Below are 13,235 nucleotides of genomic sequence, written 5' to 3' on the forward strand. Positions count from 1 at the left end.
TTCAATTAATACACCACTAGCAATTTTTTCAGGATACAATAAAATAAAATGAGAAGATTTATTAATAATATCAAAATCATGTTTTGCTGATATAGCTGGATCATCAAATTTATTATTTGTAAAAGCCGGCTATTATTTCCCACTGCTTAAAACATAATCATCTTACTTAAATATTTCTTTCATTATTCCATTTTCCATATCATCAATGCTATAGATATGTTCCATTACTTCAAAAGTTTCTCTAAGATTGCCTCTTGCACTTTTCCATCCAATACCATCAGTAAACCATACAAAAGTAAATCCCGGCACTGTATCAGCTTCTTGCGAAAGCATTTTATAACTTCGAGCAGTCTCATTCAGTTTTGAGCCGCCACCACCATAAAAATTAGTTTCAATTGCATAAATCATATTATCTGTTTTTACAACATAATCAAATCTTTTTGCAGCTTTTCCTTTATTCGAAATAGCCGAGAGATTTATGCCCCATTTCTTTTCGATATCCACCAGATACATCTCTTTAAAATAATTTACATCCTTAATAAAACCCGCAGTTTTTATATATTTCTCTACTAAGTCCTCCATCTGGTGTCCACCTCTATTTTTTCTTCCATTAGAATCAAGTCCTGTTTCAATACCCAGTACATAGTCCACAAGATTATTTACCAAATGATTTGCAAGCATATCAAACAAACCTGTTTTTCTCATGAATACCTTATATTGCTCAATACTATAGTTCATTTTCTTGAAGTTATACAGAAATGCACCATTTTCATCTTGAGCATATATTTCGTTACCTCTTACTGCCAGTAACAATGGAATGCAAGCAAGAGTCTCTGGATATCTTTTTACAATAGCTTCAAATTCTGCCTCTATATTCTTTGAACCAATCAACGAATTAAGGATATTTAGTTCTACCTTGATTTCTTCTACATTGCTTACCACTTTCTTAAAATCTATATAATAATCATAGCTTGAAATACTTGCTCTGAATTTCCCAAGCCAATCTTCAAAATTTCTACTTGCCATCCATTTCCATCTCCAATCGCGTCTTAGTAATATTCAAATACTCTTCTTCTGTATCTATTCCAATAAAATAACGCCCAAATCTGTTAGCTACAACTCCTGTTGTCCCAGAACCGCAAAATGGATCTAAAACAACATCTCCTGATTGAGTAGATGCTAAAATAATTCTTTCTAACAAATATTCCGGTTTCTGTGTAGGATGCTTGCCTGCTTTCTTTTCTGATGGTTTTGTTAAACTTCCTACCCACACATCTTTCATTTGCTTTCCACCATTTTGTTCTTTCATTAATTCATAATTAAAATAATGACGAGATTTTTTATCTGCCTTCTGCGCCCATAGAATAGTTTCTGTTGAATGCGTAAAACATTTACATGCAAGATTGGGTGGCGGATTTGTTTTTTGCCAGGTAATATTATTTATTATCTTAAATCCTTCTTGTTCAAGTGCCATTCCAATAGAATAAATATTATGCAATGTTCCTGAAATCCAAATGCTTCCGTTAGGTTTTAATACCCGTTTACACAATTTTATCCATTTTCTATTGAATTTGTGTTTTTCTGATATTTGCGTTGAGGACGTTCCTATCTTATCCCATTCACCTTTATTCACAGATACCATTTTGCCACCCTTACAAGTTATTCCATCATTACTTAAAAAATACGGTGGGTCTGCAAATATCATATCAATGCTTTCTTGCTTTAGTTTTGGTAATATCTTAAGAGAATCTCCTAAAATAATTTGAGCAGCTGTGTTTTCATAGAAATATTGCTGATTTTTATCAAATAAACTTTCCAAAAACACACCTCCCTAGTAATTATATATAATAACTTCTTCCCCAGTTCTTTTAGATGCATCAGAATTAATCATTCTCTTGACACTAACAACATCAATCCTATATCCCTTATTGCCATATAATTTATTGATAAATTCAGTGTTATGATTTGTCAGCATACAATAACACCCTCGTTTTGTGAGTTCATCAAAAAGTCTTGAAAGCCTTTCATGACTTTCCACATCAAAACCTTCTTTTGTATAGGATTCAAATGACGAAGGATTTAAAGGAGCATACGGACTGTCAAAGAATATAAAATCACCCTTTTTAGCATCACAACAGGCTTCTTCAAAATCACCTTGTAATATATCAACCTTTTTTAAATATTCAGAAACATGAAGAATAGATTCTGCGTCAATGGACTCTTTCTTGCTATTGTTATAAGGTACATTAAATAAACCTTTTCCATTAACTCGATACAAACCGTTATAACAATGCTTATTTATAAACACAAACAATGCTGCAAGTTCTATGTCAAACTCTTCTTTCATTAATTTATCATTATAATGCTCTCTCAAATAGTAATAGTATTCTTTTCCGTTTTCGAGCATCCCAGAATCCAATTTGTGGATATATTCTATAAATTCTTGTGGATTCTTTTGAATAATTCTATACGTATTAATAAGTGAGGCATTAATATCATTAATTACAGCTTGTTCCGGCTGTAATTCAAACAATACTGCTCCACCTCCAATAAAAGGTTCAAAATATTTATTATAGTTCTGAGGTATTCTTTCTGATATTCTATCTAGTAATTGTCTCTTGCCACCTGCCCATTTAACAAATGGTGTCACATATTTGTTTGACATACCTTTTCCTCTTTCAATAGTAAACTTACATTTAATTATACGAGAAAGAGCAGTTTTAATCAATGAAACATCGAAATGATTGGATTCCATTATTTCTCATTATTTTTTCAATATAAATTCCTTAAGATTTTTTTAGATTAAATTGAAGCTGAAGGTACTATTTCACCTAGCCTTGGTAATACATTTATACAAGTATTGAATGCTGCTGAGAATTTATGGCATACATCAAATGATGAGTACAAGTTTAATAATACTATCGCACCAAAAAACTACTGGCTTTTGTCCAGTAGTTTTTAGCTGTTCAATCTTATATGATTTTTTTATTTTCTATGCGGATTTTTAAAGATAGCGTACATCTTCTTTATCTACACTCTAAATTTCATAATCTGTTTATGCAATTCTTTTGCAACAATTGCTAATTCTTGTCCAGAATTTGAAATTTCTCCTATGGTAGCCGCTTGTTCTTCCATTGATGCAGATGCCTCTTGAGTTCCAGCAGCATTCTCTTCAGATATAGCTGACAAATTCTGTGTAAGTTCAATTATCTTATTCTTATTATCTGTCATGAGTTCTGCAAAACTGTTTAATTTTTCAACAATATTTTTTACAGAATCTATTGAATTTGCAATCAATGCAAACTCAGCTTCAGTATTTTTAACACATTCTGCCTGAGAATCTCCGAGACCTTTCAAATTCTTCATTGTATCAACCGCATCTTGAGATTTTAATTTTAGTTCATTGATTATAAGTTCTATTTCACTTGTGAATAAATTGGATTGCTCAGCTAGCTTTCTTATCTCATCTGCTACAACGGCAAAGCCTTTTCCTGCTTCACCTGCCCTTGCTGATTCTATTGCTGCATTTAGTGCTAGCATATTTGTTTGTTCTGCAATACTTTTTATCATTTGGCTGGCATTTTCAATTTTATCCGCACTTTCATTGTTACTTATAATTATTTTAAAAACTATTTTTGCTGCATTATTATTCATATTATTTTTTTCAACCAGCTCTTTTAGTATTGACAAGCCCTTTTCTTTTCTTTCATCAATAGTTAAAGCAGCATCATTAAGTTCTTTTATTAAATCAACATCTTGCTCTAAAATACTACCTAGTTCTTCAATATTAATAGATGCTACCTCTGTATCTTTAGCTTGTTCACTTGCTCCTCGTGCAATTTCCTGTATAGTTCTAGCAACCTCATCAGATGATAAAGCCGCCTGTTGAGCTGTTACAGTCAGTTCCTCCATCGATGCTGCAATTTGCTGTGCCCATTTCGATGTATTAGCAACAAAATCTTTTACACTATCTTCCATTGTTTTTAGAGCGTTTACAATAATTCCTATTTCATCATGCCTAGAGCAATACTTAACTGCTTCTGATTTTTCATAAAAAGAGAAATCAAGTGCTGCTTGTCTTTTGAGAACTTCTACTATGCTAAATATAGGTTTTGTAACAGTTTTCTTAATGACAATAGAAAGAACCACAAGTGTTAATACAAGTATAAAAACAGCTACAAATGCAAACATCTTTAACAAAGTATAAAAGGTTGCTAAAAAATACTTATGATAAGTTATTATACATATAGACCAATTGGTATTTGTACCCTCAAAGCTTATAGGTACGAAAATCTTAAGTGTTTTTTCACCTGTTACAGCAGAATTATCTACTATATCAAATTCTTCTCCTTTTGCGATTCTATCAATTAAATAATTGTTTGCTGCGTCAAGATCAACCACATTTGTCATGACTAAATCAGCTTTTGTACTATGAGCAAGAAATACTCCCTTTGGAGAAAAAATAGTCGAATAACCACTTCCAAAGTCAATACTCTCAATCAACTTTTGTAGTATAGCAATGTCTATGTCAACTGCAACTATTCCAATAAAATTACCTGAGGAATCAATTATCGGAAGTGCTTGAGTTATAAGTGTGTATTTTTTACCATTGACTTCATAAGTCAGTGGCTCCATAAATGTTTGCTTTCTCGTTTTCTTCGTATCAGAATACCATTCTTCCTTATCATAATCAACTAAGACTGAAATATCAAAACCATTCTCTCCTCTTGATATGTATGGATTCAAACGTCCCGTCTCATCATGGTATTTTTTATTTACAAACTCCATATCTCGTCCGTCAAATGAATTTGGCTCAAAGCAAACACGCACACCAAATATGGAGTCATTTGCCTTCATGGTTTCTTCAAGTATTTTAATTATATCCTCACGGTTTTTTGAAGAACTGCTTACTATGCCGTTTATTCTAGTTTCTAAATCTTTTGCTGACTGAAGACATTTTATATAAAGTTCATTTATTTCGGCAGCAATAACTTTACCTTCGTTAGCAGCTAACAGCTTTGCATTACTTACCTGCGAACTATATACTCCTACAGAAACTAATATAAACATAATAATTAATGGAAAAAACATTACACTAACAATCAGTAAGTTTAATCTTACGCCAAGCTTTTTAAATTTCATATAAATTCTCCCCATCACATATTTTTTACATTATTCTTCTATTTCAGTATTATTCTAACATTATTTGACTCGTTTTACAATACTATACTTGGATATTGTAGTAAGAATTTACAACATAAATTGCAAATCATATCCCAAAGACATTAGAAAAGTATCCATTTTTTATATCAAAAAAACTCTCCGAAATAGGGAGAGTTTTTTCTTTGATTTCTTTTAATGTCCATTTATCCTAAGAAATTATATGCGATGTAATTTGTTCGTCCAACCCAGAATATTCATTCTTAAATGTTTCAATTATTGTCTCCAACTCTTTTGCGATTCAATTCATATAGCCTCCTTCAAACTATATCAAATTTGTTATATCATGGTTGTCAAGGTCTTACAAGTGCTTTAACCACATCAAATTAGTCAACTACTCTGCCCTTTTCAATCTCTTCTGGCAGAGGAGTTCAAGGCTTTAAAATTTCACTGTTTACCAGTTGAAGCTGGGTAGTGACAAGGGGTTTATTCTTATTATATTCCGTTTGTGTGACCATGAGTTTTCCATCTTCCATGGATAAATAGTAGTCATAATGCATACGATCAGCTAATTGATATTCCTTATCATTTACATAATCATAAACAACTACTCGATTATCTATAATCCCTGACCCAATACTTACAGTAGTGCATATTTCTGGCTTACCGTCATTGGTCAAATCCGCCAAATAGGCATTCCAAACGGGCATACCGAAAATCAAATCTTTTTTACCGTCTGAAATTTTTTCAGATGTACAAGTAAATTTAACACCCGGAAATTCTGGCAATGACAATTCTATATTTTCGCCCCACGGCTTTTTTTCATCATTTAAATAGTCAAACCATTTTTGTGTTTTGTAATCGGGAATTTTTTTAATCCCCAGAAAATCATCAAATACCAATCCTGTTGAACCATTGCGGTCTAGCGGAAAGCTTTCCCCACTTGCATTTCTTTCAATTGTAAAGCTTGCGTTTCCATCCTCACCATCAATAATAGTCAAGGTATATTTGCCTTCAACATCATAGATTCTATAATATGGGTCAACGATTACACAAGCATACTTTTCAAAATCAGCTTGGGTAAGGGTATTTCCTTTTTGAGCCAAATCCCTTACTATATCAAGGGTTAATGCATCACCAGCTTTCTTACTATACTCGCTTAAATACTCAGCTTTTGAACGGTATTTATACACTGCACCAATTTTTGTGAAAGCTATACCAGAGGACATCTTCATCGTGAGTGTGTCACCATTATCAGAAATAGAAAAAGTGACACTGGTATTTGGGTCACAAGTGACAACTAATTCATCGTCTCTTACCTGATAGTGACCTATTCCCAACATACCAACACTGCTAATTAGTGGCTGTGACAACCTTGCGTTGCCATTTTCATATAGTGTAACAGTAGGCATCTTTGTGAAATCATCATCAACTAATGCATAGGTTTGTGGCGTTTCGTGCAATGTAAAGCTTCTGCTATTTTCTTGAGAAGCAGATGAACTGCACCCAGAAACAGCAATCACCAATAGCATTATACATACTGTTAAAAACACAAGCTTTTTCAATTTTCTCATCCTCCTACGTGGGTTACAAACAGCAAAATTCTTATTTAGCTATTCTCACATTTCTTGTAGTAAAACAACCATCATAAAATATTAATTAAATTCATGCACACATTGTCATCGACAAAGTCCAAAATGGATACCATTGTAACTAAGCTTCCCGAATAAATATAATGAATAAAAGAATAAATAAGTGTAGAAATAATTTTTATATAATCAATTACATTTATAAATTCTAATTGTTCATCAAATAAATTAATTAGAATGTTCTTCTAATGAATATTTTAGCACTTTATTATATATAAGTACAATATTGCCATTTTTATTGTGATTACAGAAAACCCTCTCTTTTGGCATTGACCTTATAATGCTATATTTCTCTATTCTCACTATCCAACCACACCACCGAAAATGACATCCTCTATCAGACTAAACAATTGGATGTTTGCCTTTATTATGTACAATCAATATAATAAACTGTTAATGCAAAATATGCTGGAAAATTAGCATTCTTGGAAAGTTCCCTATACAATCAAAAAAGGATTGATGCTTTTTGTTAAAGCTTCAACCCTTTTTTTAATATTTATTTACTCTTACAATTCAATCTGCTCAACTAGAGCATCAATTTTAGCTGTAGCCTTTTCAATTGCTTCCTGACGCTCAATTTCAGTAGTTCCTGTTCCATCCACCAAAAGTTCTTCAAATTTACTTATACCCAAAAATTTCATGATTTCTTGTACATAATTTAAGCCCTTATTCAATATCGGTCTGATAACCCACGGAATATTGGCTCCAGAAGATTGGACGTATATAAATGTACGTTTTTTATCGTCTAAAAGGCCATGTGGTTTATTTTCAATAAATTCAATTGTTTTATCAGCCAAAACAATACAATGAATATATTCCAGTAAAGGAGCAGGAAAGGAAAGACTCCACATAGGTGCAGCTAACACATATAAATCAGCCGCTTTAAATTGATCACATAGCTTTATTATTTGACCTATCTCTTCCTGTTCTTCATTTGTCAATTTAGAACACACTTCTTGGTCAACTATGCAGCTTCTGCTACTAAAGTAGCAAGACTTAAGCTGTGGTACATGTTCTTTATATAAATCTAATTCTTCTAAAACAATACTAGGATGTACCTCCAAAATTTTATTTACCAACCTTCTTGCAACTGTCTTACTAGATGATATGTCTTCAGGCTTTGAGTTAACAGTAATATAAAGCAGCTTTTTCATCTCAATATCCATATCTCAATCTCAATTCAAATAAGTATATAAATGATTGATATGGACTAGACACCTCCTATTTTAGTAATTTTATCTATTCTATTTTTTACTAAAATATTATTTATATACTGCTCTCAAATTTCATTTATTACTTGAGGCCAGGAAAAACTTGGTCAATACAGATTTATAACAGTATATTTGACATTACACAAGATAAATACTATTAAAAACAATGCACCTGCAAACACAATAATTAATGTCTGAGGTGCATTTTATGTATATACTTACATCCATAATTATATCCATTATTTAAAACTCGAACTTCGCAGTTTAAAATTGCTTAAAGCTAAGTAAATACTTGTAATAATGGATATAATCAATTACAACTATATACATTTTTGTATATAACTTCAATATAGTACTAAATAATATATTTGTACATAAATAATCAATTTTTTAAAACAAAAGTATATAAGAATACTATTATTTCAGCATAAAATTACTTCTCTATATAAAAAACAAAGCAGATTGCTTTATCCAATCTGCATAAGCTACTTATTTTAACACATATCCAGCAAGTACACTTTGCACTTCATAAATATTTAGACTTTTATTAAATGTCTTTTGAATCGGCATCTGAGAACCAGAAAGCCAAATTTTTAGTTCAGCATCTAAGTCAAGGTGCCCTGCTGTTTCTATACTAAAATGAATAATACTTTTATACGGAATTGAATGATACTCAACTTTTTTGCCAGTCACTCCCTGCTTATCCACCATCAGCAGTCTTTTATCTGTAAAAACAAAGTAATCTCGAATCAGCTTATATGCTTTTTCAATTTTTTCTCCTGCTGCAAGAAGATTCCCCAGTTCTTTTTGAATTTCATCAATTCTTACCTCTGATGCATTACCAAGTAATCCATCCATTAATCCCATGACGCTACCTCCTTTTGCTTAGTTAAGCATATTTTTTTCCTATTACTTTTTATTTATTTAATACTCTCACAAAAAATCTATTAATGCAGTAGAATTATCTATGATTAGTTGAATTACAATAAGTTTAAGCAACAAATAAAACTATATTTAGCACTATATTTGAAAGCTGAGAGTATAACTTATACTTTCATAAGCAAACTCTTGTTACCACCTTCTCTGAATGCCTTCATCTGTAATTTCTATGGCACCTTCCTTTAAAAGCCTGCCCACTGCTCTTTTAAAAGCAGCCTTGCTTATTTTAAATTCAGCTTTAATACTTTCTGGAGAACTTTTGTCATTTAGCAGAAGTTTGCCTCCATATGACTCCAATCTGTCCATTATTTTTCTAGCATCACCTTCAATTTCGTTGTAGGCTTCATTTCTCAAGCTTAATTCAAGCTTTCCATCTTGTCTGACCCTTTTAACTCTTACTTCAACATTTTCACCTACAGCATAGCTGCCATATAGTTCTTTATTGGGAATTAAGCCCTGATACTTGTTATCTACAGCCACAAAAGCTCCAAGTTCCTTGCTAATTTCATATATCATACCACGTACTCTATCTTTTTCTTTGTATGGTGACCGAAATTCCAGAAAGTCATATACCTTCATTGTTGCAGATAATCGGTCGCTTTTATCTATATACAAACCTACCAAATAATCGTTACCTTCTATAACCTCCGTTGTTTGCTCTTTGAAAGGCAAAAACAAATCTTTTTCCAAGCCCCAATCTAAAAATGAACCTATATTTGTATTTTCAACAACCTTTAATACTGCTAATTCTCCAAGTTCAAGCTTTGGCTTTCTAACAGTGGCTATTAGCCTATCTTCCGAATCTTTATAAACAAATACTTCTAATTCATCTCCCACTTCTGTACCTTCAGGTACTTGACTTTTGGGCAGTAAAATATCTTCTCTATCGGAACAATTTTTTTTGTTAAGATATACACCAATCTGAGTTTTTCTAAGTACTTCTAAACATTGTGTTTTCCCTAATTCTACCATATATTATCCCTTTTCCTTTTATCTTAATGAATGTTATTGTTTTCAGTTTACTAAACTTTCAAAATGAATAGTCTTTTTGCACACAAGTATTTTACTAAATAATTTATAGTATTGTGCTAATTATTTCATGAACCTTACATGGCAAAGCTATAGTAATTGCTTACTATTACTCCCGTACGAATTTATCTAAATGGTTTACTCACAAGATATTTGTTGAATTTGTATCTGCTCATTATAGTTAATTATACCACAATTCAACATTCAGCACCCATGCTTCATTGATTCGTTGGTATACATTAACTATTCTTCAACAATAAATTCAATATTATATAATTTTAGGAATATTATTTCTATGCCATATTCTTATAGTATACCGTTATTATGTTTATAAGAAAAGATTTTTATAAAATAAGGATGTCACCAATACCCTTGTCATTGGCTGTGTCTTTACCAATACTAGGGCAGGCTAAGGACTTTCATCCGTTAGATTGTGCCCATTCTATGTGCACTAAAATAGACAGAATCAATAGGATAAATCCCATCAATTCTGTCTCTTTTAAATAAATATATTTATATTAATTATCCACTAGTTCTTCTCTGCTTGTTTTGCTTTGTCACAAATTCTCCATTAGTTATTTACTGCTTGTTTTGCTTTGTCACGTGGTGCTTTTATAAAGGATATTATTACAATTCCCACCAATGCTGCAATTGCAGCTATGATAAAGGCTGTTGAAAAGGCTTTTGTTTTACTAAAGTACGCTACAATATATGACGAAGCAACTGCTCCTACTCCAAAGCCTAATAAAACCATACCATAAATTTGAGAACCATGCTTTGTACCCCAGAAATCAGCTGTTAATGCTGGGAATACTCCAAGAAATCCTCCGTAAGAAAAACCTATAACTGCTATAAACGCAAGCATTATATATGCTTTTGCAAATGATACTCCAATGATTGAAGCACCTGCTAAGAATAAGAGAATTAATATTGTTTGCTTTCTTCCAAGCTTATCTGATGTCCAGCCCCAGAATAATCGTCCAAAGGAATTACAAATTGATATAATCATAACTCCCGCAACTGCTGTACTGCTTGACAAACCACTATCAGGCTGTAAGCCTAGTATCTTTGCCATTGGAATCATCATTGAACCTGCTGCAGTAGCACACATCATAGCTAGTGTTATCATATAAAACTGTGGCATTTTTAATACTTCACCAGGTGTAAAATCCTGCACTATAGCAGCAGTCTTTTTTTCTGATGGTGTCCATCCCGCAGGCTTGAAATCTTCAGGAGGATTTTTAATAAAAATAGCTCCTAAAACGGTAACAACTATAAATATGAATCCCAAAACTGCAAAGGTCTTTAAAACACCTATTTGACCTATAAGCGCTTCTGCAATAGGTGTAAATACCAATCCTCCAAATCCAAGTGCTGAAACAATTATTCCTGTTACCATACCTCTGCGATCTGGAAACCACTTTTGACAGGTTGAAATAGTTGTCGTATAAGCCATTCCCATTCCAAAGCCGCCTAGAACTCCATAAGTAAGCCAGAGCAACCATGGTGTAGACTCTGTTGTAAACTGAGCAAGAAAAAATCCTACTCCAAGTATAATGCCTCCTGAAATAATAGCTGGTCTTGGATTTTTTAGCTTATTGTGAATTTTTCCACCAACAATGCTACCAAGAGTTAACACTCCAAGTAATAAAGAGTATGCCAAGGTTCCATGGGTTGCTGGCCACTCAAACAATGCATTTGGTGTAGTGCTTCCTTTGATTAAGTACGATTGAAATACGCTCCAAATATAAGCCGTACCTAAACACATTTGAATTGCAATACTTGCTATAACCGGTATCCATCGATATCTGTTATTTTGTACATTTCCTTGATTCATTTAATCCGCTCCTAATCATATATTGTATTTTCCTGTAACAATATGTTACTTTATGGTTAAGATTTTAGCCACACGATTTATATCCTTTTAGTGACAAATATATGAATGTTTTTTATCCTAAATTTATAAATGCTAATATTCTAATACATTAAGTGTGGAATAATTAGCTTCTCTAGCATTTTGGATAATCTATTTTGGATAATCATTTATTGGAGCTGTTGAAATAAAGTGAATCTAAGAAAATCTCATTTATTAATATCTAACCAACTCTTCTCAGTATAAAATTAAAGGTGCTCAACTTATCAATTAAAAATTAAGTTAGAAGAATTGATAAGTTAGAACACCAAAATTAATTACCTTCCCCATTTTTTCAAAAGCTTATCTACTATTTCTGCACACATAATTACATCTCTATGCGGAACAAGGTTACTTTCTATTTTTTTATTGCTGTATAACTCATTAAAATGCTCAATTTCATATATAAGACCATCTTCAAATTTTTCTCCGAAGCATTCCTTCAAATTATTCTCGCTATCATATAATTCGCATTTTGGAGACCCAAAAAAATCATATACTATAATATTGCCTTGCGTTCCATATATTCTTGCATCTCTATTTGTATAAGCAGTTAATCCACAGCTAAGTGTTGCTAAAACCCCACTTTTAAAACTCATATTAATTGCAGCAAATTCATCAACACCTGTTGCACAATTTGTTGCAATACCATTGACAATCTCGGGGCATTCATTCAATATTCCTGTAGCAAATTGAATTGGATATACTCCCACATCATATACACTTCCTCCTGCCAAATCAGGATTAAACAACCGACTCTTTGGATTAAATTGTGCATAATATCCAAATGAAGCACTAATGAGTTTAACATCACCTATCTTCCCTGTTTTAACCCATTGCTTAGCTTTAAGGTAGGCTGGAACACATTTCATCCACATAGCTTCCATTAAAAGTACATTCTTTTTTCTAGAAAGCGCTATTAATTCTTCAGAATTCCTTTTATTAGTAGTTAACGGCTTCTCACATAAAACTGCCTTCCCCTTATTCAAGCAATGCTTTACAACTTCATAGTGAAAATTATGGGTGAGCGCTACATAAATAACATCAATCTCTTTATCGTTAATCAGTTCAATATAATTGCCATATGACTTTCTAGCATTGAATTTATCTGCGAAAGCCTCTGCCTTTGCTTTATCTCTAGCTGCAACTGCAGTTAATTCGACATTTTCAACTCTATTTAACACCTTTACAAATCTTGTAGCTATATCACCTAAGCCTATAATTCCATATCGAATATTCATGATCAGTCCTCCGTTTAACATTAGCCTATCCCAATATGTTTATATTGATTCTAGCATATCACATGAATATATTCCAATACTTTATAAGAAATTT

General features: G+C 32.2%; 10 protein-coding genes. All 10 read right to left on the reverse strand.

The window, feature by feature from the left end; genetic code table 11:
* Window positions 1–162: 162 nt before the first annotated feature.
* Window positions 163–1,026, reverse strand: coding sequence for a type II restriction endonuclease (locus EHE19_RS10910; protein WP_137695909.1), 864 nt, complete (start codon window positions 1,024–1,026; stop codon window positions 163–165).
* On the reverse strand, window positions 1,016–1,819 hold the full coding sequence (locus tag EHE19_RS10915) for a DNA-methyltransferase (protein WP_137695908.1): 804 nt from the start codon (window positions 1,817–1,819) through the stop codon (window positions 1,016–1,018). Before EHE19_RS10915 ends, EHE19_RS10910 begins: the two co-directional genes overlap by 11 nt.
* A 12-nt stretch (window positions 1,820–1,831) precedes the next feature.
* Window positions 1,832–2,665: a DNA adenine methylase gene (locus tag EHE19_RS10920; protein ID WP_137695907.1), complete on the reverse strand. Its 834-nt coding sequence runs from the start codon at window positions 2,663–2,665 to the stop codon at window positions 1,832–1,834.
* Between the two features lie 365 nt (window positions 2,666–3,030).
* Complete coding sequence (locus tag EHE19_RS10925; protein WP_171003472.1) at window positions 3,031–5,142, reverse strand: methyl-accepting chemotaxis protein; 2,112 nt, start codon at window positions 5,140–5,142, stop codon at window positions 3,031–3,033.
* A gap of 449 nt (window positions 5,143–5,591) precedes the next feature.
* Complete coding sequence (locus EHE19_RS10930) at window positions 5,592–6,725, reverse strand: hypothetical protein (RefSeq protein WP_137695905.1); 1,134 nt, start codon at window positions 6,723–6,725, stop codon at window positions 5,592–5,594.
* A 590-nt stretch (window positions 6,726–7,315) separates the two neighbouring features.
* Window positions 7,316–7,963, reverse strand: coding sequence for an FMN-dependent NADH-azoreductase (locus EHE19_RS10935; RefSeq protein ID WP_137696643.1), 648 nt, complete (start codon window positions 7,961–7,963; stop codon window positions 7,316–7,318).
* 546 nt (window positions 7,964–8,509) lie between these two features.
* A complete protein-coding gene (locus EHE19_RS10940; protein ID WP_137695904.1) occupies window positions 8,510–8,887 on the reverse strand; it encodes a PH domain-containing protein in 378 nt (125 codons plus the stop codon).
* Window positions 8,888–9,091: 204 nt separating this feature from the next.
* A complete protein-coding gene (locus EHE19_RS10945; protein ID WP_137695903.1) occupies window positions 9,092–9,931 on the reverse strand; it encodes a CvfB family protein in 840 nt (279 codons plus the stop codon).
* 628 nt (window positions 9,932–10,559) lie between these two features.
* Window positions 10,560–11,825: an L-lactate MFS transporter gene (locus tag EHE19_RS10950; protein WP_137695902.1), complete on the reverse strand. Its 1,266-nt coding sequence runs from the start codon at window positions 11,823–11,825 to the stop codon at window positions 10,560–10,562.
* A 353-nt stretch (window positions 11,826–12,178) separates the two neighbouring features.
* On the reverse strand, window positions 12,179–13,141 hold the full coding sequence (locus EHE19_RS10955) for a Gfo/Idh/MocA family protein (RefSeq protein ID WP_137695901.1): 963 nt from the start codon (window positions 13,139–13,141) through the stop codon (window positions 12,179–12,181).
* Between the last annotated feature and the right edge of the window lie 94 nt (window positions 13,142–13,235).

Origin of the sequence: Ruminiclostridium herbifermentans, assembly GCF_005473905.2 — a bacterium.
Taxonomy (GTDB): domain Bacteria; phylum Bacillota; class Clostridia; order Acetivibrionales; family DSM-1351; genus Ruminiclostridium; species Ruminiclostridium herbifermentans.